General features: G+C 33.2%; 25 protein-coding genes and 1 tRNA gene. 16 read left to right on the forward strand and 10 right to left on the reverse strand.

From position 1 onward, the window contains the following. The first annotated feature begins 40 nt into the window (after window positions 1-40). Genes CIGNP85_RS00400 through CIGNP85_RS00410 form a run of 3 tightly spaced genes read left to right on the forward strand, consistent with a single transcriptional unit; the run spans window position 41 to window position 2,098 of the window. Complete coding sequence (locus CIGNP85_RS00400) at window positions 41-1,063, forward strand: hypothetical protein (RefSeq protein WP_086225086.1); 1,023 nt, start codon at window positions 41-43, stop codon at window positions 1,061-1,063. After that, window positions 1,053-1,574, forward strand: coding sequence for a hypothetical protein (locus CIGNP85_RS00405; RefSeq protein WP_086286638.1), 522 nt, complete (start codon window positions 1,053-1,055; stop codon window positions 1,572-1,574). Before CIGNP85_RS00400 ends, CIGNP85_RS00405 begins: the two co-directional genes overlap by 11 nt. Then, entirely contained in the window at window positions 1,571-2,098 is a 528-nt protein-coding gene (locus tag CIGNP85_RS00410) for a hypothetical protein (RefSeq protein ID WP_086286639.1), read from the forward strand. Before CIGNP85_RS00405 ends, CIGNP85_RS00410 begins: the two co-directional genes overlap by 4 nt. Here CIGNP85_RS00410 and tilS read toward each other — a convergent pair. The 3 genes from tilS to panC are packed head-to-tail and all read right to left on the reverse strand — an operon-like array spanning window position 2,064 to window position 5,183. Continuing rightward, a complete protein-coding gene (tilS, locus tag CIGNP85_RS00415; protein WP_086286640.1) occupies window positions 2,064-3,062 on the reverse strand; it encodes a tRNA lysidine(34) synthetase TilS in 999 nt (332 codons plus the stop codon). The genes CIGNP85_RS00410 and tilS overlap by 35 nt on opposite strands. Continuing rightward, complete coding sequence (rimO, locus tag CIGNP85_RS00420) at window positions 3,053-4,360, reverse strand: 30S ribosomal protein S12 methylthiotransferase RimO (protein ID WP_086225090.1); 1,308 nt, start codon at window positions 4,358-4,360, stop codon at window positions 3,053-3,055. Before rimO ends, tilS begins: the two co-directional genes overlap by 10 nt. A gap of 1 nt (window position 4,361) precedes the next feature. Next, window positions 4,362-5,183 carry a pantoate--beta-alanine ligase gene (gene panC / locus CIGNP85_RS00425; RefSeq protein ID WP_086286641.1) on the reverse strand — a complete coding sequence of 274 codons (822 nt, stop codon included), beginning with the start codon at window positions 5,181-5,183 and terminating at the stop codon, window positions 4,362-4,364. A 125-nt stretch (window positions 5,184-5,308) separates the two neighbouring features. Between panC and prfB the strand changes: the two genes are divergently transcribed. The 3 genes from prfB to CIGNP85_RS00440 are packed head-to-tail and all read left to right on the forward strand — an operon-like array spanning window position 5,309 to window position 7,167. Continuing rightward, window positions 5,309-6,409: a peptide chain release factor 2 gene (gene prfB / locus CIGNP85_RS00430; protein WP_086229733.1), complete on the forward strand. Its 1,101-nt coding sequence runs from the start codon at window positions 5,309-5,311 to the stop codon at window positions 6,407-6,409. A gap of 9 nt (window positions 6,410-6,418) precedes the next feature. Continuing rightward, window positions 6,419-6,745, forward strand: a complete 327-nt coding sequence (locus CIGNP85_RS00435) for a type II secretion system protein (protein ID WP_086226764.1) — start codon at window positions 6,419-6,421, stop codon at window positions 6,743-6,745. Next, the gene (locus CIGNP85_RS00440) at window positions 6,742-7,167 is read left to right on the forward strand and encodes an SEL1-like repeat protein (RefSeq protein ID WP_086226763.1); all 426 of its coding nucleotides are present in this window, start codon (window positions 6,742-6,744) and stop codon (window positions 7,165-7,167) included. The genes CIGNP85_RS00435 and CIGNP85_RS00440 overlap by 4 nt, the downstream gene beginning before the upstream one ends. 56 nt (window positions 7,168-7,223) lie before the next feature. Here the strand turns inward: CIGNP85_RS00440 and CIGNP85_RS08580 are convergent, their stop codons facing one another. From CIGNP85_RS08580 to gpmI, 7 genes are all read right to left on the reverse strand, one after another. After that, window positions 7,224-7,346, reverse strand: coding sequence for a hypothetical protein (locus CIGNP85_RS08580; RefSeq protein ID WP_272887997.1), 123 nt, complete (start codon window positions 7,344-7,346; stop codon window positions 7,224-7,226). 85 nt (window positions 7,347-7,431) lie between these two features. Further along, a complete protein-coding gene (locus CIGNP85_RS08290; RefSeq protein WP_179187346.1) occupies window positions 7,432-7,692 on the reverse strand; it encodes a hypothetical protein in 261 nt (86 codons plus the stop codon). Window positions 7,693-7,949: 257 nt separating this feature from the next. Next, window positions 7,950-8,882 carry an acetyl-CoA carboxylase carboxyl transferase subunit alpha gene (gene accA, locus CIGNP85_RS00450; protein WP_086225096.1) on the reverse strand — a complete coding sequence of 311 codons (933 nt, stop codon included), beginning with the start codon at window positions 8,880-8,882 and terminating at the stop codon, window positions 7,950-7,952. After that, window positions 8,882-10,093: a beta-ketoacyl-ACP synthase II gene (locus CIGNP85_RS00455; protein WP_086228476.1), complete on the reverse strand. Its 1,212-nt coding sequence runs from the start codon at window positions 10,091-10,093 to the stop codon at window positions 8,882-8,884. Before CIGNP85_RS00455 ends, accA begins: the two co-directional genes overlap by 1 nt. Before the next feature lie 44 nt (window positions 10,094-10,137). Continuing rightward, a complete protein-coding gene (gene acpP / locus CIGNP85_RS00460) occupies window positions 10,138-10,371 on the reverse strand; it encodes an acyl carrier protein (protein ID WP_086225098.1) in 234 nt (77 codons plus the stop codon). Window positions 10,372-10,428: 57 nt separating this feature from the next. After that, the gene (fabG, locus tag CIGNP85_RS00465) at window positions 10,429-11,172 is read right to left on the reverse strand and encodes a 3-oxoacyl-ACP reductase FabG (RefSeq protein ID WP_086286642.1); all 744 of its coding nucleotides are present in this window, start codon (window positions 11,170-11,172) and stop codon (window positions 10,429-10,431) included. Window positions 11,173-11,182: 10 nt separating this feature from the next. Then, window positions 11,183-12,646 carry a 2,3-bisphosphoglycerate-independent phosphoglycerate mutase gene (gene gpmI / locus CIGNP85_RS00470; protein ID WP_086286643.1) on the reverse strand — a complete coding sequence of 488 codons (1,464 nt, stop codon included), beginning with the start codon at window positions 12,644-12,646 and terminating at the stop codon, window positions 11,183-11,185. A gap of 160 nt (window positions 12,647-12,806) precedes the next feature. On the opposite strand from gpmI, the gene mraY reads away from it, so the two are divergent. The 10 genes from mraY to hisA all read left to right on the forward strand — a co-directional run bounded on the left by mraY (window position 12,807) and on the right by hisA (window position 23,970). Beyond that, window positions 12,807-13,871 (forward strand): phospho-N-acetylmuramoyl-pentapeptide-transferase, encoded by a 1,065-nt coding sequence (gene mraY / locus CIGNP85_RS00475; protein WP_086226758.1) that lies wholly within the window; start codon window positions 12,807-12,809, stop codon window positions 13,869-13,871. 4 nt (window positions 13,872-13,875) lie between these two features. Then, window positions 13,876-15,078 carry a UDP-N-acetylmuramoyl-L-alanine--D-glutamate ligase gene (gene murD / locus CIGNP85_RS00480; protein ID WP_086286644.1) on the forward strand — a complete coding sequence of 401 codons (1,203 nt, stop codon included), beginning with the start codon at window positions 13,876-13,878 and terminating at the stop codon, window positions 15,076-15,078. 73 nt (window positions 15,079-15,151) lie between these two features. After that, window positions 15,152-15,227 (forward strand) — tRNA-Phe (locus CIGNP85_RS00485). A gap of 356 nt (window positions 15,228-15,583) precedes the next feature. Beyond that, a complete protein-coding gene (locus CIGNP85_RS00490; protein WP_086286645.1) occupies window positions 15,584-17,638 on the forward strand; it encodes an HsdM family class I SAM-dependent methyltransferase in 2,055 nt (684 codons plus the stop codon). A 20-nt stretch (window positions 17,639-17,658) separates the two neighbouring features. Beyond that, window positions 17,659-18,801, forward strand: coding sequence for a restriction endonuclease subunit S (locus tag CIGNP85_RS08420; RefSeq protein WP_086286646.1), 1,143 nt, complete (start codon window positions 17,659-17,661; stop codon window positions 18,799-18,801). An 83-nt stretch (window positions 18,802-18,884) separates the two neighbouring features. Next, a complete protein-coding gene (gene pglE, locus CIGNP85_RS00500) occupies window positions 18,885-19,979 on the forward strand; it encodes a UDP-N-acetylbacillosamine transaminase (protein ID WP_086286647.1) in 1,095 nt (364 codons plus the stop codon). Further along, window positions 19,976-21,757 carry a UDP-N-acetylglucosamine 4,6-dehydratase (configuration-retaining) gene (pglF, locus tag CIGNP85_RS00505; protein ID WP_086241663.1) on the forward strand — a complete coding sequence of 594 codons (1,782 nt, stop codon included), beginning with the start codon at window positions 19,976-19,978 and terminating at the stop codon, window positions 21,755-21,757. Before pglE ends, pglF begins: the two co-directional genes overlap by 4 nt. 1 nt (window position 21,758) lies before the next feature. Next, window positions 21,759-22,664 (forward strand): PDC sensor domain-containing protein, encoded by a 906-nt coding sequence (locus CIGNP85_RS00510; RefSeq protein ID WP_086268126.1) that lies wholly within the window; start codon window positions 21,759-21,761, stop codon window positions 22,662-22,664. After that, the gene (hisH, locus tag CIGNP85_RS00515) at window positions 22,648-23,259 is read left to right on the forward strand and encodes an imidazole glycerol phosphate synthase subunit HisH (protein WP_086286648.1); all 612 of its coding nucleotides are present in this window, start codon (window positions 22,648-22,650) and stop codon (window positions 23,257-23,259) included. Before CIGNP85_RS00510 ends, hisH begins: the two co-directional genes overlap by 17 nt. Beyond that, a complete protein-coding gene (hisA, locus tag CIGNP85_RS00520) occupies window positions 23,260-23,970 on the forward strand; it encodes a 1-(5-phosphoribosyl)-5-[(5-phosphoribosylamino)methylideneamino]imidazole-4-carboxamide isomerase (protein WP_086226750.1) in 711 nt (236 codons plus the stop codon). Window positions 23,971-24,006: the final 36 nt, after the last annotated feature.

The raw sequence follows: 24,006 nt of genomic DNA on the forward strand, positions 1-24,006 counted from the left end.
AAGCTAAATTGGCTAAAATTTTTAAAATTTAAGGTTTAATATGTCTGGTTTAATCTCTTGGGTTCGTGGATTTTTGACTACTTTATATGTTAGTGTTATTATTAAAGATAATCAGTGCTATCTGTACTCACGTGCTGTAAAAGGCGATAAGATTATAGGTAGTAATGAGGCTGTATTTGATGTTCATAATGGCGTAGTTGATTATAAACTTGTTGATTATCTTAAAAAGCGTACCAAGCAGTATCACTCAGTATATCTAGCTGCTATGCTTAATAGCCCTAAGCAGTGGGCGCTTCCAGCTGTAGATGCTAGAGGATTTGAAAAATTTAATATCTCATACAATCTAGTTGCTAAGATTAAAATGAAAGGCTGGAGTATTGTTGTGCCCGATAGTGAGCTAACTAGTTTTGAAGAGACGCTAAATGGACTAAAGCCTGATCTTATTTATTCTCCATTTGGTATTTTGCACTCACTTATTAAAGAGTCCCCAAAAAAAGGTAAAATTTTATATATGCTACATATGAATGATAATAATACTATCATGATTTTTGATGGCGAAGATATGAAATTTGGCGCATATTTTGATACTAGAAAAGAAAATGATGGTTTTGATTATTATGATAAGGTCTTTAGTAAAGAGGAGAGCGCAGATTTAGATAATGTTATCGAAGAAGAGCAAGATAGACTAAGCAAACTTGGAGGCCTAGGTGATATTGGCGGTGGATTTAGCGATTTTGATAATGTAGATAAAGATGATTTTGAGGATATACAGCATGAAGAGATTGCTAATGCTAATAAAAAATTAGAAGATAGTGTACGAGATATTGGTAAAGAAGTTACACTAATTAGTAATATCAAGCTTGCCATTACTGAGTATTATCAAAATAAAAATTACTTGGGCGATTTTATCGAGAGTGTTGTAATATTTGATGGACTAAGTCTTGATAATGAGTTTTTGATTATGGCAGAAAATGAGCTAATGCTAGATATTAAGTTAATTAAACAAGATATTGATAAGCTAATAAATAATATGATGATTAGAGAGATTTGCAATGAGTTATAGTTTTATCAAGCCACGAGTTAAGCCGTTATTTTCTCTTTTTACTAGAATTTGGCTTTGGACAATGTTTTTAATAGGAGCAGCTTTTATATCTGGAGCAATTTTTATTGGAATGCAAATTTTTAATATAAATTTACAATCTAATGAGTTACAAGCTCAATACGATGCTAAATTTAAAGCTATTAATGAGTTAAAAAATCAGACTAAAATCACTTCTATAAAGCGTGATATGACTCTTGATATCTATCATAAAAATGCAATTTTAAATAAAAGTTTGATGAATTTATTTAATCTAGTTCCTGATGGAGTAACTCTTAAAAGCGTTCATATGGAAGAGTATATGCTAAAAGTAAAAGGACTAACACCAACAAAAGATCGTTTTAAGTTACTATTTGAAGCACCATTAAAGTCAATATTTGCTGTATCAAATACCACATTTTATCAGCTTCCAAATGGTTGGTATAATTTTGTAAGTATTAATAAAAATAGCCCTAATGGAGAAGTTGGCAAATGAGAGTAGATAGAAGTCTAGAAAATATCGACCTTACTAAGCTAGCAATTTATAGTTTGATTTTTGTGATTTTTGTGCTAGTAATGGTTTTTGCTGTGGCTATGCCTTCAATTGATAAATACAAACAAGCTGCGCAGATTCACAGTGAAAAAGAGGTAAATTTAGCTAAAATTAACCAGCTTTATAATGATCATTTAGCAACCTATGAAAAGTTAAAACAGCAAAATACAAAAGCGTTAGAGTCGCTTAAAAATAGCTTTAATCAGATGAAATTTATCGGTGTTGCTGGGAAGTATTTTGATAATATCTACTTTACTAAGCCAAAAACTATAACAAGCAATTCTAAATATATAATTAGCGAAGCTAATGTAAGTGCTACAATGAAAAATCCGCAAAATTTATATGATTTTATTGCTGATATGAATACACATGATAATCTTATCAGAGTTGATTTTCCAGTTAAGATGGAGTCAAGAGATGGATATATACAAACTAGCTTTGTGATAAAAATTTATCAAGAACCTTAAGACATTCTAAATTATTTGCTAGATATGGACGAAGCAAGGCCGGAACTTTTAGGATTCTAAATTTATCTTTTAGTTTCTTATCCATTATGGTTTTTATAAATGGAGCGATAAAGTAATATTTTTTATTTGATGTGATTGTGATTTTATGCGATATTACGCAATCATTTTGAGTACAAATTTGACGAGTCTTTTGGCTCATTAGTACGCCTAGCCTTTTGCAGGCTTGATCTATTAGATAGATTGAATTTTGTGATTTAGCCACTATAAAGAGCTCTCCATCATTATATTCAAACTCACTTAAAAGTAGCTTTGCATCATCCCTTAAAAGCTCTAAGCTTTTTTTAATTCCATTTCTAAATTGCTCTACAAAAGAATCACTAAATTCAGCCCTAATTTTATTACGGGTAAATTTTAGATTTTGATTGGAGTCATCTATGAAATATTTTATATTTTGAGAGTGTAGAAATTCTAAAATTTCACTACGGCTAACACTTAAAAGCGGACGAAATACTCCTATTTCTCTATTTTGAGATTTTAGGTATCTTGTACTAAATTCGCTCATTCCAGCTAGTCCCACAGCGCCACTACCTTTAGCTAGTTGCATTAATAGCCATTCAGTTGCATCATTTAGCTGGTGTGCTAAAATCAAAATTTCATAACCAAACTCACATATTATAGAGTCAAAAAACTCATATCTAATTTTACGAGCTGTCATCTCAAAATTGGAGCTGGTTAAATTTAAATTAGCTTTATGAATAAATATTTTTTTATTAAATTGTTTGCAAAGTTTTATAGCACTTTGTTCTTCAGTATTGCTACTAGGGCGAGTTTGATAGTTTACCATTGCACAATCAAAGCTTACTCCGGCTTTAACTAAAAGATAAAAAAGAGCTGTACTATCTACTCCGTGTGAAAAAGCTAGCAGCGCCTTTTTGTCTTTTAATGGTTCTAAATTTAACTGCAAACAATCTGTCCAATTAGCTTATCATTAACAAATTCAGTGATCTGACAATTATAAATTTGTCCTACTTTTGGATTTTCAATCTCGCTATCATTGATAAGAATCTCACCATCGATATCTCTATCCCAAATTATAGCCTTAGCCCCATAAAACATCTCCCCTTCGCTACTTACGCCATTGATTTGGACTTTGATAGTGTGACCAACTAAGCTTTTAAAGCTCTCATCAATGCTAGATTTTATAATCTTTTCGATCTTATTTAATCTTTGCGTGATAATCTTTGGTTCTACTTGTTCCATTTCATAAGCTAGAGTATCTTCTTCTTTGGAGTAAGCAAATGCACTGATTCTATCAAATTTAAATTTGCTTAAAAACTCACAAAGCTCATCAAAATAGCTATCTTTTTCTCCTGGATGGCCTATTATGATTCCAGTACGCAAAAAGCTATTAGGTGCTTCTCTCATCATTGTTAAAAGCTCAATTATCTTATTTTTATTAGCACCACGACGCATTATCTTTAGCATCTCATCATTTATATGCTGTATAGGCATATCAAAATAATTGACAAATACTTTGGAATCAATAATTTTTTGAATTAGTTTTGCGTTGGTAGTTGTAGGATATAGATATAAAATTCTAGCTGCATTTATCCCTTCTATCTTTTCAACCTCATCTATAAGAGCTATAAGCCCTTCATTTTCTCCATGATCACGCAAGAATGAGCTGCTATCTTGAGCGATAAAGCTAAAATCATTATATCCTCTACTAATTAGCTCTTTTATCTCATCAACGATACTTGAAATTTCTCTACTTTTTAGCTTTCCTTTAAAGCTAGGAATTGCACAAAAGCTACATTTTTGATTACAACCTTCAGAGATTTTGATATATGCGTGATAGCTTGAACCAGTAATTACTCTTTTGGTATTGGCTGCTTGCAAGTATGTTTCTGGACTAAATAGATTTTGTTTTTTAAGGATTATCTCATCTATTTTAGCATAATCTCCAACGCCAGTAAATATATCTACCTCTGGTAATTCACGCATAAGCTCATCTTTATATCTTTGCATTAAGCAGCCAGTAACTACTAAAACTGAATTTGGTTTTTTATAACTTGCTAGCTCTAAAATTGTACTTATGCTTTCGCTTTTAGCATCTTCTATAAAGCCACAGGTATTTACTATCATTACATCAGCTAAGCTAGGATCATCTACTAAATCATATGCACTTAGTCTTCCAAGCATAATCTCGCTATCAACTAGATTTTTATTACATCCAAGTGAAACTAAATATAAATTTGCCATATTAGACCCACAAATTATCAATTAAGCGTGTATTGCTTACATATACAGCAATTAAAATAATAGTATTGCCAAGCTCAATGCTATCAATTGGTTTTAAACTCTTATCTACAATTGCTATATAATCAACTTTTAAAGGCTCTAGACAGCTACTCATTGCATCTTTTATCTCAAGAGAGTTTAATTTATTTGCTTTAATTAAATTGCTAGCTTTCATCAAAGACCTTGAGAGTTTTAATGCTTGAGCTAATTCATCATCATTTAAGTATGAGTTACGACTCGAAAGTGCTAAGCCATCGCTAGAGCGAACTATATCAACAGGAACTATATTAATTGGCATAAATAGCGATTTTACCATATGCTGTACTATTAAAAGCTGTTGAGCGTCCTTTTTGCCAAAGTATGCGTTTGTAGGATTTATGATGTTAAAAAATTTAGTTAATACTGTACAAACACCATCAAAATGTCCAGGCCTTGTAGCGCCTTCGAGTGTGCTAGATAGCTCTTTTGGTGCTAAGATTTTTGGCTCTATTTGGCTATAAATTTCATTAGCATCAGGCATAAATATTGCATCTACTCCACATAATTCACATATTTTAATATCAGCCTCAGGTGTTCTAGGATATCTATCTAAATCCTCACCGGCTAAAAATTGTGTTGGATTGACAAAAATGCTTGCTATAGTATGATCATTTTGTGATACAGAGCTTTTTAATAGCTGAGCATGACCGGCGTGCAAAGCACCCATTGTCGGCACAAAGCCTACATTTCCACTGTAAGTAGCACGGAATTGACGCACTTCTTGTACTGTTTTTAATATCTGCATAAGACTCTCTTTTGAAATTTTTAATCTATAATTTTAGCATAAATTTCTAAAAATTTTTCCTTTAAATAATTAAATTTTAACCATATTTTAGATAAAATTTCGCCAAAAATTTAAAAGGTAAAACTTTGGATAACTATGAGTATAACGAACTTTTAAAGGGTTTAAAGATCAAGGTTGATAATATTGCTAAAGTTGTAAATCCCTCTTTAATACAATCAAGACTTAAAGAGATTGAAGCTTTAGAACAAGACCCTAGCTTTTGGAGTGATGTCCAAATGGCTGGACAAATAGGCAAAGAAAAGACCAAATTAAACTCTATGCTAGCTAAATTTCAAAATGCTAAAAACTCATTAAATGATGCTATAGAATTATTTGATTTAGCAAATTCAGAAAATGATTTAGATACTATAAATTCGCTATTTGAGGACTCTGTTAAGTTAGAAGAGACTATTATAAATTTAGAAGTTGCCATGATGCTAAGCAGTGAAGATGATAGTAAAAATGCTATTGTAAGTATTCATCCAGGAGCTGGCGGAACTGAGAGTAATGACTGGGCTAGTATGCTATATAGAATGTATCTAAGATTTTGCGAAAGAGAAGGCTTTAAGGTTGAGACTTTAGATTTTCAAGAGGGCGATGAGGCTGGATTAAAAGATGTTAGCTTTATTGTAAAAGGCGAAAATGCTTATGGCTATTTAAAGGCCGAAAATGGAATTCATCGTCTAGTAAGAACCAGCCCATTTGATAGTGCTGGTAGGCGTCATACGAGCTTTTCAAGTGTAATGGTAAGTCCTGAGGTTGATGATGATATCGAGATTGATATTGATGAAAAAGATATAAGATATGATTATTATAGAGCCAGTGGAGCAGGTGGCCAACATGTAAATAAAACTGAATCAGCCGTACGCATAACTCACCATCCAACTGGAATCGTAGTTCAATGTCAAAATGATAGAAGTCAGCATAAAAACAAAGCTACAGCTCTAAAAATGCTAAAATCAAGGCTATATGAGCTAGAGTTAGAAAAGCAAAGAGCAGCTAGCCAATCAGTAGAAAAAAGCGAAATGGGCTGGGGTCATCAAATTCGCTCATATGTTTTATTTCCATATAAACAAGTAAAAGATAATAGAAGCAATATCGCCTACTCGCAAGCTGATGCAGTTTTAGATGGTGATATCAAAAAGATAATAGAAGCTGTATTAATTAGTCAAAAATCAAGTAATTAAAGGGAGATAATGAGTGTAGAACTAGTGCTAACTGGACTTGGATATAATGTAAATGATGCGCTTTTAGAGCAGGTAAAAAGAGTTTTATCAGCATCTGATTTTGATGAAAAAGAGATTGAGCATATTATAAATTTACATGAAAAAATAAAACATAGCGATGGGTTTGTCGCTCTATCTAATAGTGAAGATAAATTTAAAATCAAATGTGAAAGTACTATTCCAGAGATTATTGATGAATTTAATGAGATTGTGCAGTCATGGGCTAGTAAGTATAAAATTATCATAGAAAAATTAGCTGGTAAGCAGACCTATTATATATTAAGGAGAGAGGATTGAGAGAGGTTATAGTAGCAGTTTTAGCTGGATTTATTCTGGCTGGTTGTGTGCAAAAATTCCCTGGGCCAATTACTGTTAAACCTGAGCCAATCAACATTAGCGAACAAGAGGTTAAGGCTAAGATTGATAACTTTTATAGTGAATGCTCAAAGCTAAAAGATGCCTTTAAATGCAAAAGAGCAGCTGATGATATTTATAAAAGTGGAGATTTTAGAAGTGCAGCAATCGCTTATGATATGGTTTGCTATGGTTTTCAATATATTCCAGCTTGTAAGCAGCTTGCAGATATGTTTGCTCATGGCGATGGTATGCCAAGAGATATTGACACTGCTGCAACAATCTATCAAATCGCTTGTAATAACGGTGATAATAACTCTTGTGATTTAGCTAGAAATTTAAGAGTGCAAAATCAAAATAGATAATCTTTAGCCAAAGAGAAAATCTCTTTGGCTATTTAATTAAAATTTATAGTTATAACCTAAATAAGCACCATAATCCATTCTATTTTATAACCTTCTAAACCTGTAGATGTGTAATCGCTTTTTAGACCAAATTCAATCTCATTGCTATCATTTATCGCATAAATACCACCAAGCTTCAATCCAAAATACCGCCTGTTTTAGTATTACCTACTTTTTGTGTTGAGCCATTATTGGCTGTATCAATACTTGCTCCTTTTGTTATAGCTACCCAATTAAAGCTTTAAAACTATCATTAATCGATGGAGTGTATCTTGCTCCTAAGATGATGTTATGTGATTTGAATTTTATTTCATTATTGCTATAGTTTGAATCATTTATGTCAGATTTATCGCTAGACTCCATTTTATAGCTGTATCCAGTCCAAACTCTATAGATGTCAAAATCTTTACCAAATTTAAGGCTTAATTCTCCAATTACATCTAAAGTAATTGGGCAAAATGTAGCAAAAGTTAGAAAAGAGCGCAAGGTTTCGCAATTATCTTTATCTTTGGATAGGGATATAAATCTGTAAGTGTAGTAAGTTTTGCTGAGATTAGTCTAAAAGGAGCCCATTTTAATATTGCTCACTTACTTCAAATATCTACGATTTTAAATGTGCCATTAATAGAGCAATTATCTAATTAAGTTAAATTTGGGTAAAAGGATTAAAGATATTTTAGGCCTAATGAGTAAAATAGATTAAAATTTAGCCAAGTTATACTAAAACCTGACTAAATAGTCAATTATTCATAAGCTCCAACAGAGAGTATTTTTTCCATTCTAGCGCTTACTACTTCATCAATTGATAACTTCTCAAGCTCTTCTAGCTTAGTTCTGATATACTCACCAACAGCAGCTATAGCGCCATCTTTATCTCTGTGAGCTCCCATTATAGGTTCATCTATCACATCATCGATTAAATTTAGCTCTTTTAAATCATCAGCTGTTATTTTCATAGCTTTTGTAGCGGCTTCGCTTTTGCTAGGATCATTCCATAAAATTGCTGCACAACCCTCTGGTGAAATAACAGAAAATACTGAATTTCTCATCATCGCAAGCCTATCGGCCACACCAATGGCTAAAGCGCCTCCACTACCACCTTCGCCAATAACTATAGCAATAGTGCGAGTTCTAAGCTCACTAAGTTCAAATAGGTTTCTAGCAATTGCCTCGCTTTGACCACGCTCTTCAGCGCCTACTCCTGGATATGCGCCTGGAGTATCTATGAAAAATATAACTGGAATTTCAAATTTCTCAGCTAGTCTAGCTACACGAAGGGCTTTTCTATACCCTTCAGGATGAGGCATACCAAAGTTTCTCATAATTTTATATTTTGTTCCACGGCCTTTTTGTTCGGCTATGACAATTACCTTTTTATTACCTATGTAACCGCTATAACAGACAATTGATGGATCATCAGCGTAAGTTCTATCACCGTGAATTTCATAGCTATCAGTTAGAAGAGCTCTGATATAATCAAGTGCATAAGGGCGATCCGGATGTCTAGCTAAATTTAATCTTTGGAATTCATTTAAATTTTTATATGTTTTTGCTATCTCTTTTTCTAAATTTTTGCTTAGGATCTCAATAGCATGCTCATCGCCTTTAATCTTAGCATTGGCGATATCTTCATCAATCTGTTGAATACCTTTTTCAAAATCAAGATAGCTAGCCATTATTTTAGCCTTTTGAATATAACTGAGCCATTAGTTCCACCAAAGCCAAATGAGTTGCTCATTATAGCATTTAGTTCGCAATTTCTAGCATTATTTGGAGTATAGTCTAGATCGCATTCAGGCGCTCTGTCTGTTTGATTAATTGTTGGCGGGATAATGCCTTGATCCATTGCCATAATAGAAATAACGGCTTCAATAGCGCCAGCTGCACCAAGACAGTGACCTGTTTGACCTTTTGTAGAGCTAATAGCTGGGATATTATCGCCAAATACAGCTTTGATAGCAGCAGTTTCATTGGCATCATTTGCTGAAGTGGATGTGCCATGAGCGTTGATGTAGTCAATTTTGATATCTCCAGCCATTGATAGGGCTTTACTCATAGCTCTTTGTGGGCCATCTTGACTTGGGCTTGTGATATGATGAGCATCACCGCTTTCTCCAAATCCTGCTACTTCAGCATAGATTTTTGCGCCTCTAGCTATTGCGCTTTCATACTCTTCTAGCACTAATGCACCAGCACCTTCTCCCATTACAAAGCCATCTCTATTTGCATCAAATGGTCTTGATGCAGCTGCTGGATCGTCGTTTCTTGTAGATAGTGCTTTCATCGCAGCAAATCCGCCGATACCTACGGGACAGATTGCAGATTCAGCACCAATTACTAGCATAGCCTTTGTCTCACCTATCATTATGCTTTTAGCTGCTTCGCATATAGCGTGAGTAGATGCAGCACATGCTGTTACGCTTGATAAGTTTGGGCCTTTTAAATTGTGAGCTATGCTTACTAATCCACCTAGCATATTTACAAGTGCAGAAGGGATAAAAAACGGAGATATTTTTCTAGGGCCTTTTTCTAAGCATATATTAGAATTCTTTTCTATATTAGGTAGGCCACCGATGCCAGCAGCTGAGCTAACGCCAAATTCACTTGGATCAAAATCTTTAAAATTCGCATCATCCATAGCGTCTTTAGCGGCTTTTAAGCCTAATTGGATAAATCTATCTACCTTTTTTATCTCTTTTGCTTCCATTATAGTAGCTGGATCAAAATCATCTATTTGAGCAGCTATTTGTACTGGAAAATCAGTAGCATCAAATAGGGTTATCTTTTTTACACCTGTTTTGCCATCGCAAATATTTTTAAAAGATACATCTTTATCAAGACCTAGCGCAGTTATCATGCCTAAACCAGTTACTACCACTCTTTTCAATGCTACTTCTCCTAAAATTTAAATTTAATCACTTAATATTTTAATTATTTTTTTAGACCTTCAACATAATTTACAACATCTGCGATGCTAATTAGTTTTTCTGCTTCGCTATCTGGGATTTCTACATCAAATTTTTCTTCTAAAGCCATAACAAGCTCAACAACATCTAGTGAATCAGCACCTAGATCTTCAATTATTTTTGACTCCATTTTTACTGCGTCAGCTGCAACACTTAGTTGTTCTACAACAACATCTCTAACTTCGTCAAATATTGCCATAATTTTCTCCTAAAATAAAAATGAGTGTAATCTTACTATAATTTGGCTTAAAGTTTTCTACATATATAGGCCACCATTGATTTTAAGGGTATCGCCTGTGATGTAGCTTGCATAATCGCTTAGCAAGAACGCTATTGCTGTGGCTACTTCTTTAGCTTCTCCAAATCTTTTTAATGGAATATTTGCTGAGTAGTGTGCTTTAATTTCATCACTTAGAGCATCGGTCATATCTGTAGCTATAAATCCTGGAGTTACGCTATTAAATCTGATATTTCTACTAGCACCTTCTTTGGCAAAACTTTTACTCATTGCTATCATGCCGCCTTTGCTAGCTGAGTAGTTGGTTTGGCCTGCATTACCCATTTCACCAACTATTGAAGCTACATTTACAACTGAACCAAAGCGTTTTTTGCTCATTACTTTAAGTGCCTCTTTACAACCAATAAATGCGCTTTTTAAATTTGCATCAATAACGCTATCAAAGTCATCTACACTCATTCTTAAAGCTAGTTTATCATTTGTAATCCCCGCATTATTTACTAGATAGCTTAACTCTCCATCGCTTTGAATAATTAAATTTATAGCCTCGATAAATTCCGCCTCATTAGTAGCGTCAAATTTCACCACAGCAGCACTTCCGCCACCAGCTTCTATTTGAGCTTTTAAATCATCTGCAAGCTTAGGATTTGATCTATAATTTATCCAAACTTTAAGTCCAAAACTAGCTAAAACTTTACAAATTTCAGCACCAATTCCACGGCTTGCACCAGTAACTAAAACATTTTTTCCGCTAAATTTCATTTATTATCCTTTAAAATAGTGGTTTATCCATAACTTCTGGAATTTCTAAATCCATTAATTTTAGTATTGTTGGAGCTACATTGCTTAGCCCGCCGTATTCTATCGAGTTTATACCATCAGCTAATACATAGTTAAATACATCAAATGTTGTATGATTAGTTAGTAGTTCGCCATCGCTACTTTGCATTGCTTCGCAGTTTCCATGATCGCTAATTTGCATATATGAGTAGCCATACTCTTTAGCTTTTGCAATCACTTTACCTAAGCATTCATCTACTGCTTCAACTGCTTTTATAGCTGCGTCATAGTTTCCAGTGTGACCGACCATATCACCATTTGCATAATTTACTACTATAAATTCAATCCCATTTTCTATGCCTTTTATCACCGCATCGGTTACTTCATATGCACTCATAGCTGGCTGTTCATCATATGTTTTAACTTTTGGACTTGGTATTAATACTCTTGTTTCATTCTCTACAAGATCCTCTTTACCACCATTAAAAAAGAATGTTACATGAGCATATTTTTCAGTCTCGGCAGTGTGGAGTTGTCTTAATCCATTTTTTGCTATAACATCAGCTAATGTATCTTTAATATCATCATTTTTAAACATTATAGGAAAGCTAAATTTATCATCATAGTTTGTCATTGTAATTAGATTTTTGCAGTAAGTTTGACGATTAAACTCAGTAAAATCATCACTAGCCAAAGCAGCGCAAATTTGCCTTGCTCTATCATTTCTAAAGTTGATAAAGATTATTCCATCATCTTTTTTAATTCCACCAAAATCTATAAAACTAGCTGGTTCTATAAACTCATCAAATATCTCTTTTTGATATGAATTTTCCATATATTGGGCTGGAGTTATGGTTTGTAAATTTTCATTTTGAGCTATGATTTTATAAGCAGTTTCTACTCTATCCCATCTTTTATCCCTATCCATAGCATAAAATCTACCGCTGATTGAGGCAACTGTAAATTTGTCTTGAAGAGATTTTATGAAATTTATTCCAGTTTTTGGATTGACATCACGGCCATCAGTTATAGGGTGAGCATAAACCTCTTTTTTATTTGCGATACAAATTTGACATATAGCATCAAAATGATTTATATGTGAGTGTACGCCACCATCGCTATAAAGACCAATAACATGAACTCTATTTACTTTATTTAGTAGCTCTTTTAATTCTGGATTATCTTTTAATTTGTCTGATTCTATTGCTTTGTCAATCTTAACTAAATTTTGATATAGGATTCTTCCACTGCCAATAGTCATATGGCCAACTTCGCTATTGCCCATTTGTCCATCAGGCAAACCCACAGCTAGACCGCTAGTTTTTAATAAATTTTTAGCAGCATTTGCTTCTAACCACTCATATGTTGGCTTTTTAGCAGCATTAAATGCATTAAATTCATTGCTTGGATTATATCCAATTCCATCAGTGATTACCAGTATAGATTTTTTGCTCATTTGGTTATGTCCTTATTTAAGCATATTTTAGGCACAATTTTAACATTGATTTATAAATAATTATAATTTTTTTAAATTTTTAACTAGATTTATCCAAATATTATCAAAAAATTTATATAATTTTATCTTAAATTTTTTAGTTATCGTCTTAGGATTTTTGGTGTTTTATTATATTTATGAAATTTTTGAATTTAATTTTTTTAGTTATATTAGTGTTCGTGCTGGGATTAGCTTTTTTTTAGCTTTTGTTTTGACTCTATTTTTTATGCCTAAATTTATAGCTTGGGCAAGGATTAAAAATGCTAATCAGCCTATATATGAGCTAGCTCCGCAATCCCATCAGCAAAAAGGTAAAACTCCGACAATGGGCGGTGTTGTTTTTGTTATTTGTGCTGTAGTGGCCACGCTTTTGAGTGCAAATTTAAGCAATGCTTTTGTGCTTATTGGGCTTTTTGTTTTGGGTGGATTTTGTCTGCTTGGTTTTTATGATGATTATAGCAAGATAGTTGGTCGCCAAAATCACGCTGGTTTGCACGCTAGGGTTAAATTTATTTTTCAAATTGTGCTTGGTGTGATAGCTGCTGTGCTGTTATATTTTTTTAGCGGACTTGATTCTTTATTTTATTTTCCATTTTATAAGCATGCGATTTTAGATATATCTATTTTTGCAATGTTATTTTGGGTTTTGGTATTTACTTCAGCATCTAATGCTGTAAATTTAACAGATGGATTAGATGGACTTGCTAGTGTGCCTTCTATTTTTGGATTAGTTAGTCTTGGAATATTTGCTTATTTGATGGGAAATGCAGTTTATAGCTCTTATTTATTGCTACCTAAGGTGGTAAATTTAGGTGAAATTGTGATCTTAGTTACTGCTGTTATTGGGGCGCTTTTTGGGTTTTTATGGTTTAATTGCTATCCGGCTGAGGTTTTTATGGGTGATAGTGGTAGCCTTAGTATCGGTGCATTTATCGGATATATGGGGATTGTTACAAAAAATGAGCTTTTGCTTATAATAATCGGGTTTGTATTTGTGGTTGAGACGCTCTCTGTAATTTTGCAAGTTGGTAGCTTTAAGATTAGAAAAAAGCGTATATTTTTAATGGCACCTTTACACCACCATTTCGAGATGAAGGGGTGGAGCGAAAATAAGATTATTGTGCGGTTTTGGATGATAGCTTTGGTGGCAAATTTAATTGCTTTGATAGCTTTAAAATTAAGGTAAGAATATGGTAAAATCTCTATTTGGATATGCTAATACAACAAAATCTATCGCCAAAAGCGGCGGCTGGAATATCTATGATGATAAATTTAAAGTAGCTAGTAGCGATGAGTATGGAAATGCTCTATTGCCTGTGGATAAATTTGATCCAAATATTAGTGAACTAGAGATTCCAAGTCCTGGATTTCCGCCATCTCATAAGCTGATAAAATCGGCTAAAAATCTCATAAGTGAGTATGATTATTTTAGAAATTCCACCCCAAAAAGTATCTGGATTAGTGGCACAAATGGCAAGACTACAACGACTAAAATGACTGAGCATTTATTAAGAGATCGTGGTGCTATAATGGGTGGCAATGTGGGTATTCCACTTGGTGATTTAGTGGGCAAGAAGGCTAAAATTTGGATTTTAGAGACTAGCTCTTTTACTATGCATTATACGAAATTTGCAACACCTGATATATATGCGTTACTGCCTATTAGCGATGATCATATAAGCTGGCATGGAAGTGCTAAAGAGTATATAAATGCTAAGTTAAAACCACTATCAATGATGAAAGAAGGCAGTGTAGCAATTATTCCTAAAGAGTATGAAAAATCAGTAAAATCATATGCTAAGATAATATCTTATGATGATGAGATTGATTTAGCTAATAAATTTAGTATAGATATTGGTAGGATTGATTTTAGGGTTCCATTTTTGATGGATGCGATTATGGCGCTTTGTATTGAGAGTATAATATTTAGTCGTTGTAGTATTGATCTGCTTAATAAATTTATCATTGAGCCTCACAAGCTTGAAGAGTTAAAGGATGCCAAAGGTAGATTATGGGTCAATGATACTAAAGCTACAAATATAGACGCAACTCTTCAAGCCTTAGCTAGATATGATGGGTCTAAGATTCATATTATATTAGGTGGCGATGATAAGGGTGTGAGTATAGAAAAAGTAGTTGCTACAGCTGCTAAGCAAGGCGCTACAATCTATGCTATTGGCTCAAATTGCGATGATATAGAAAAGATGAGCGATAAATTTGGCGCTAAAGTATTTAATGCTAAAGAGCTTTATAATGCTGTAAATTTGATAGATAAAATGATGGAAAAAGATGATGTGGCTTTGCTTAGTCCAGCGTGTGCTAGTTTAGATCAGTTTAGTTCATATGCACATCGTGGAGATAAATTTAAAGAATTTATAGCAAAAATTATATAAAATCTCAAATTTGAGTAGAATTTTATCTATATTTAAGTTTTAAAAAGGTATAATTACAACTCATTTTTAAGGTGGTTGGATAGCTCAGTCGGTAGAGCAGCAGACTGAAAATCTGCGTGTCGGCAGTTCAATTCTGCCTCTAACCACCATTTTTATTCAATTTACATTTTTATATCATATTTAATTTTTTATCTCTTCTAAAGCCGCTAAGTGATTAATTAAGAAAATTATGGTTGTTAAAGAAAATTCTATAAATATCGATCAATCAAGGATTATTAAGGGATATCATATGGATATAATAAATTATGCAAAATATGAAAATATGAATAGAAAATAGCTATCAAAACATTTAAAAAAGCTAAGAATAAATATAAAAAATTCAATAAAAAATTAAAAAAGAATAATGAGTTGATTGAATTTTTAATGATTAAAGATAAATGTTGTTATTTTAGTAAATTTAATATATAATTACAGCTTTTAAATTATCATAATTTCAGGAACTAAAATGGCTAAATCCAAAGTTCAATCAGTAGAACCAAATGTTGCAGATTACATTAATTCCCAGTTAAAAAGCTATAAATTAGATTATAAACTCGAACAAGAATCTTTAAATAGTCAAATTGATAACGCATTAAATTTATACTATTCTAAAAATGGCGGTGCAGGTGGTAATCGCCCAGATGCTAAGTTGCTAAAGCAAGACCCAAAAAGTCTAAAATATTATCCAGTTTTAATTGAATACAAAGGCTATAAAGATAAGCTAATTAAGCTTGATAAAGATGGTCAAATCGATAACAAAAATACTAAAAATGAGCCAAATTTCAAGAATATTAACGAATATGCGGTTAATGGTGCTGTGCATTATGCTAATGCTATTTTACACCATACTGACTATGATGAGATTATTGCTATTGGCGTTACTGGCTTTAAAGATACATTAAGCGACAAACTTGAGATAAAAATTGGCGTATATTATGTAAGCAAAGCCAACTTAGCTAAAGCTATAAAAGTAGGTGAATATAGCGATTTATCATTTTTAAAAGATGAGAATTTTATCAAATTTACTCAAAAGCTAAAAGAGTTAAATCTAACCCCTCAAGAGCTAGAAGCGATAAAAACCAAAAAAGATGAAGAAATTTCTATAGTTTTAACTAAGTTAAATAATGATATTTATAGAGATGAAAAAGGCTTAAGCGAAAATGATAGAGTCTATCTTGTTGTAGCAACGATTATCGCTACTTTAGGTGTTGAGGGCGGTAAGGTTGCACCACTTACAAAAGATAAGCTAATATCATCTGAAGAAAACGGAGAGAGAGATGGCGATAAAATTTTAAGCAAAGTCAAAAATTTTCTCAAAGAAAAATCCATCCCAGAAGATAAACAAGGGCTAATAATTCGCACGCTAGCTAACACTCTAACAGCCGAAAATTTAAATAAGCCAATAAACGGCGAGAGCCAACTCAAGCGTGTATTTTGCAAAATCGTAGATGATTTAGGTGAGTATTATAAAAGTGAGTTAAATATCGATTTTACCGGTAAATTATTCAATGAAATGTATGCTTGGCTAGGCTTTACTCAAGATCAGTTAAATGATGTTGTTTTGACTCCGCCATATGTCGCAACACTCTTAGTTAAACTCGCTAGAGTAAATAAAGATAGCTTTGTTTGGGACTTTGCTACTGGTTCGGCTGGACTTTTGATTGCTGCGATGAACGAAATGATAGAAGATGCTAAAAATCAAATTCAATCCCCAGACTCTCAAAAGCAAAAAATCGCCGAAATAAAAGCTCAACAGCTAATGGGCTTGGAAATTTTGCCAAATATTTATATGCTTGCTGTGTTAAATATGATCTTAATGGGCGATGGTAGCTCAAATATTTTAAATAAAGATAGCCTTAGAGATTTTGATGGAGATTATGCCTATGGCACAAAGCAGGGCAAATTCAAAGCTAATGCATTTATTCTAAATCCTCCATATTCAGCTGAGGGTAATGGAATGATATTTGTCCAAAAAGCCCTATCGATGATGGACAACGGCTATGCAGCTATCATTATCCAAAGTTCAGCCGGAAGTGGCAAAGCCCAAGCTATCAATAAAGAAATTCTAAAATCTAACACTTTAATAGCTAGTATTAAAATGCCAATTGACCTATTTATCGGTAAATCTAGTGTTCAAACTAATATTTATGTTTTTAAAGTAGGTGAGGCTCATAATGCTAAACATGTGGTTAAATTTATAAATTTTAGCGATGATGGCTACGCAAGAGCAAACCGCAAAAAGGCCAAATCTAGCCTAAATCTACGAGATATTGGTAATGCTAAGGCCAGGTATGCTGAGGTTGTCGATCTAGTGCATTATGGCAAAAATTATCTAAATTTGCTTAGTTCAAATGACTACTTCGAAGGCGTGATAGACCCTACTAGCGGCTCAGACTGGAATCAATCAGCACCGATTGATACTAGGCCTACTTTAGAGGATTTTAAAAAGACTGTAAGCGACTATCTAGCGTGGGAAGTAAGTCAAATAATCAAAAATCAAAAAGATAATCTGGGAAAGTAATATCCCCACTTAATCAAAAAATGAGTAGCATTGAGTGGGGTGAATTTAAATTAAATGAATTATTTAATATAGAGCGTGGCACAAGATTTATTAAATCAAAGCGTAAAAGTGGCAAAATTCCACTAGTTACAGCTGGTGAGCAAAATCAAGGAGTAGCTGAATTTATAGCTTATGATGATGAACTAAAAATTTATGAAAATCATTTAACAATAGATATGTTTTGTAATTGTTTTTATAGAAATTACAAATTTCTTTGTGATGATAATATTTTAGTTTTATTACCTAAAATAGATATTGGTAATAAGTCTTTGCTTTTCATGACAAGTGCAATCAATAAGGATAAAACAAAGTTTGGATATGAAAAGCAATATAGACAAAAGAGCTTTGCTGAACATAAAATAAAACTACCCATAACTGCTAGTGGTGAAATAGATTTTGAATTTATGGAGAGCTTCGTAGCAGAGCTAGAGGCGGAGCGAGTAGCAGAGCTAGAGGCGGAGCGAGTAGCAGAGCTAGAGGCGTATCTTGCCGCCGCGTCACTAAAAGATTACGAATTAACCGCCGATGAATTATCCGCTCTTTCTAAATTTGAAAATTATAATTGGGGCGAATTTAGAATTGGTGATTTGTTTGAAAAGTTAAATTTATCTTTCAGAAAATCAAAATTTAATAAAGACAATGATGTCTCAAAAATTAAAAATTCAGAATTTTCAATCCCACTAGTTAATGCAAAGGATGGCGATAATGGAATTATGTATTATGGACGACCACAAGACTTTGAAACTGCTACAATGACGATAGATATTGTGAACGATGGTGCAGTTTCAACTGGCAATGTTTATCCGCAACCACAAGAAACGGGTGTTTTATATAATGCATATTTAATTAAATCCAAGTTTACAGCTTCTAAAAGCCTTTTATACTTTTTTGCAACAGCTATCCAAAAATCCATAAAATTAAAATTTTCTTACGAACTAAAAGCAAGTTGGGAAAGAGTTAAAAATGAAAATATAAAACTACCCATAACCACTAACGGCGAAATAGATTTTGAATTTATGAATAATTTTATCAAAGCGATCGAAAAGCTAGTAATAAAAGATGTAGTTTTATACACTGATAACAAAATCAAAGCGACAAAAAGCATAGTAAGCTCAAATCAATGAATAAATTTAACTTTTTAGCGTTATTAATTCTAAGTTTATTCTAACTTTGATAAAATATGGCCATTAATTAATAGAGGAATATAATGGCTAGAGTTTTTTTGAGCGCACCATATATGGGCGGTAATGAGTTAAAGTATGTCAATGAAGCATTTAAAAGTAATTATATAGCACCACTTGGAGAGTTTGTAGATAGGTTTGAAAATAGTATAAAAGATTATACTAAATCACCAAATGCAGTAGCTCTTAGCTCAGCAACTGCTGGATTGCATTTAGCGCTTAGAGTTTTAAAAATAGGCGATGGCGATGCTGTTTTGGCTTCATCTTTTACATTTGCTGCTAGTGTAAATCCTATAATGTATGAAAGGTGTGAGCCTATATTCATAGATTGTGATGAGAGTTGGAATCTTAGCCCAAAACTCTTAAAAGATGCAATAAATAAAAGCGATAAAAAGCCAAAAGCACTAATTATAACCCACTTATATGGCCAAGCAGCAAAGATGGATGAGATAGTAGAAATTTGTACTGAAAATAATATAGCTATTATAGAAGATGCAGCTGAGGCTTTGGGTGGATTTTATAAAGGCAAAGCACTTGGAAGCATTGGTGATATTGGAGTTTATAGTTTTAATGGAAATAAGATCATAACCACAGGTGGTGGTGGTATGTTAGTTAGCCATGATGAAAACATAGCTAATAAAGCTAGATATTACAGCACACAAGCAAGAGAGCCATTGCTACACTATGAGCATTTAGATTATGGGTATAATTATAGGCTTAGTAATGTTTTAGGTGCTATTGGAGTAGGGCAGATGGAGGTCTTGCAAAGCAGAGTAGAGAGAAAAAGACAGATATTTGATATATACTCAAATTTGCTTAGCGATGTGGCTGAGTTTATGCCTGAAATTCCAAATTCTCGTGGTAATAGATGGCTTACTACGCTTTTATTTAAAGATAAAAATAAGCATTTAAAAGTTATAGAAGCACTAAATAAACACGATATAGAAAGCAGACCACTATGGAAGCCAATGCATCTTCAACCAGTATTTAAAGGCGCTAAATGCGTTGTAGATGGCACGAGTGAGGATTATTTTAGTAGGGGAATGTGCCTTCCAAGTGGTGCTGATATGAGTGATGAATTAGTAGAAAAAGTTGCTAATATCGTTAGGAGTGCGCTGTGATTAGGGCGACTAAGAGGCGTAGAATAGCATTTTTTTTACTATGCGATACTTTGATATTTGCATTTAGTATATATTTTGCTTTTTTACTTAGATTTAGTGGGGATATACCTGAGATATTTATTCCTGGTATGATATATAGTGGAGTAATTTTGATTGTTATCAAGATTGCTATGCTATGGGCTTTTCAAATTTATAGAGTGCCGTGGAGATTTTTTGGATTAAATGAATCTAGAAAAATTTCACTAGCTTGTCTGCTTTGTGCGGGAATATTTTTTGGAATATTTTTATCTTATGAGGAGCTTTTTGCTCCTTTTCCAAGAAGTGTTATCATTATAGATGCGCTTATTTCGGCTATTATGGTAGGTAGCTTAAGAATTTCAAAACGAGCTTTAATGGATTTTAAAAAGGCTAAAAATGGCAAACCTTGCGTTATTATAGGCTCTACTTCTAAAACTCTACAAATCCTAAAAGGACTCAAAAGTGGATATGCAAACTATTACGCCGTAGGTATAGTAGATGGTAGAAAAGATCTAGTAGGCACATACTGCGATGGCTATCAAGTAGGTCATAAAGATGAGTTAAAAAGCTATATAGAAGATGGCGTAAAAAGCGCTATAATAGCTCTAAAACTTATGCCAAATGAGCTTAAAGAACTATATGATGAGCTAGATACTTTAGGATTTAAAGATATTAAAATATTTTCTTTAATTGGGCAAAAAAATGAGGGAATTACAGATATTAGCATAGAAGATTTACTAGCTAGAAAGCCAAAAGACCTAGATAGTGCAGCTGTTGAGTCATTTATAGGTGGTAAGGTAGTGATGGTTACTGGTGCTGGCGGAACAATAGGTAGCGAGATATGTAAGCAGTGCTTGAAATTTGGTGCTAAAGAGTTAATAATGGTAGAACATAGCGAGTATAATCTATATCAGATTAATGAAGCCACAAACGCTGATGAGCGTAATCGCTTAGTTATGTTAAATATCACTCATATTAATGAATTTGATTTTGTATTTTCTAAATTTCGCCCAGATATAGTGATTCACGCAGCTGCATATAAGCATGTTCCATTATGTGAGTTTAATCCATTAATTGCTGTGCAAAATAATATAATGGGAACTAAAAATGTTATAGATTTAGCCAAAAAATATGAAACTAAAAAGGTAGTGTTAATCTCAACTGATAAGGCTGTAAGGCCGACAAATATCATGGGAGCTACTAAAAGGGTTTGTGAATTATATGCGTTAAATTCAAATACTAGCTCTACTGAGATTGTTGCAGTTAGATTTGGTAATGTGCTAGGAAGTAGCGGTAGTGTTATACCTAAATTTAAAGCCCAAATAGCAGCCAATGAACCACTAAGCGTAACTCACCCAGATATTACAAGATATTTTATGCTAGTTAGCGAGGCGTGTCAATTAGTGCTTCAAGCAGCTAGCATTGCAAGTGGCGGTGAGCTTTTTGTGCTTAATATGGGTGAGCCAGTTCGTATCGCTGATATGGCTAAAAGAATGCTAAGATTAAGCAATAAAGAGCATCTTGGAATCAAATTTGTAGGTTTGCGTCCGGGTGAGAAGCTGTATGAAGAGCTTTTGATTGATCCAAATGATGTAGCAACTAAATTTGAAAGTATCTTTGTAACCAAAAGCCAACCATATGATATCGATCTATTAAATAGTCAAATTTCTGATCTATTACAAAGTCAAAACGATGCAGAAGTTGAACAAAGATTAAAACTTATCGTGCCTGAGTTTCATCATAATAAAAATAGGAATTAATGTGATTTTTAAAGAGATTGAAGAATTTAGTGAGATACGCTATAAGGCTAGAGCCTATTTATGCCATCTTTTAGATAGAAATATACCAAATAATCTCCCTGGTGTAAATGTTCAAAGCATTAATGATGGCTTTGATAAGATCGCACATGAGGTTGATAGCTTTGATGCGTTTTATATATTGGATAAAAATGGAATTCAACTAGATAATACCATAAGTCTAGATTCTAAAAATATATCTGGAAAAGGAATGAATAGAAGTAATAAGGCGTATTATTATAGATGTGTTCGTGAGAAGCGATGCGTGCTAACTGATCCATATCCATCAAGCCTTACTAATCGCCTTTGTGTTACAGCTTCAATGCCTATATGTAATGATAAACAAGAGTTGCTTTATATAGCATGTGTGGATATTGGGTTAAAAGAGCTTTTGGCTATGATTAGTCCTAGTTCTGTAGATGGAATATTTGGCAAATTTACAAAGCTTATATATTCTGTTTTTTCTATTGCTCTTTTTGCGATCTCATTGGTTTTATTTGTTTATGGTATAAAGAGCTTTGTATTAAAAAGCTTTAATGAGATTAATATTAGTGAGGTTTTTGAATCCACTATTGTGCTTACTTTAGCACTTGCAATATTTGATCTTGTTAAGGCGATATTTGAAGCTGAGGTTTTAGGTCGGCCAAATCACCATCAAAATGGCGGCAGTAGAACAATGGTAAGATTTATAGGGAGTATTATTATAGCTTTAGCTATTGAATCTCTTATGTTGGTATTTAAATTTGCAATTACTGATCCAAGTCAGATATTATACGCTATCTATCTTATCGGTGGGGTAGGGCTTTTGATGGTTGCTTTGAGTTGCTATTTATTTGTTTTAAAAAGGGGTAGTATTGATAGGGATTATTGATTATGGTGCTGGAAATATAAGAAGCGTTCAAAATGCTCTTGAGTTTGTCGGTGCTAAGAGTGAATTAGTAAGCGACGCAGATAGATTAAAAAGCTATGATAAGTTGCTTTTGCCTGGTGTAGGTGCTTTTGGTAAGGCGATACAAAGATTAAGAGATACAAATTTAGATAATGCAATTTTAGAGTTTATAGCTAGTGGTAAGCCGTTTCTTGGGATCTGTCTTGGGATGCAACTTTTGTTTAAAAAGAGCTATGAATTTGGTGAGCATAGTGGTCTTGGAGTGATTGATGGGAGTATTATTAAATTTGATGAATCTAAATTTGATAAACCTCTTAAAGTGCCGCATATGGGCTGGAATATGGCTAAATTTACTAAACAAAGCAAGATTATAGATGGTCTTGGCAAGAGTGCTTATTTGTATTTTGTTCATTCATATCATGCTGTTTGTGATAGTAAATTTGCTTTAGCTTATACTGAGTATGGGTATGATTTTGTCAGTGCTGTAGAATATGAAAATGTCTATGGATTTCAGCCTCATCCTGAAAAATCACATGAGAGCGGACTAAGAATAATTAAAAATTTTATGGAGATATAGATGGAAAAATATATGGCAATAGACTTAAAAGATGGCAAGGCAGTTAGGCTATCTAAAGGTCTTATGGATAGTGCTAAAATTTACTCAAATGAGCCGTGGGAGCTAGCTAAGAGATTTAGCGATGCTGGGGCTAAGTGGTTGCATATTGTAGATTTAGATGGAGCATTTGCAGGAGATGCTGTAAATTTAAAAACTATAGAAAAAATTGTAAATGCTACAAATTTAAATATACAAATTGGCGGTGGAGTCCGTAATGAAGAGCGTATAAAAAGTTATTTAAACTCAGGAGTTAGTAGGTTGATTTTGGGTTCTGTTGCACTTAAAAATCCTGAGTTTGTAAAAGAGATGGCTAAAAAATACAGAATAGTTGTAGGAATAGATGCCAAAGATGGGTTTGTAGCAGTAGAAGGATGGGCTGAGGTAAGTCAGATAAGAGCTACTGATCTTGCTAAGCTATATGCAGATGCTGGAGTTGAAGCGATAATTGCCACAGATATTAGTAAAGATGGTATGCTGTGTGGGTTAAATTTAGAATTTACATCAAGCATTGCACAAGCTAGTGGTATTGATACAATTGCAAGTGGTGGTGTGGCAAGTTTAGCCGATTTAGAGACTGCAAGCAAAACTAATGGAATATCTGGGGTTATAATTGGCAAAGCTTATTATGAAGGAAAAATAGCACTTAATGATATTTTTAATAACAATTTTTAACTGTTAAAGTATTTTAAAAGTAATTTTAGATAAAAT

This window comes from Campylobacter sp. P0085, assembly GCF_002139495.1.
Classification (GTDB): domain Bacteria; phylum Campylobacterota; class Campylobacteria; order Campylobacterales; family Campylobacteraceae; genus Campylobacter; species Campylobacter devanensis.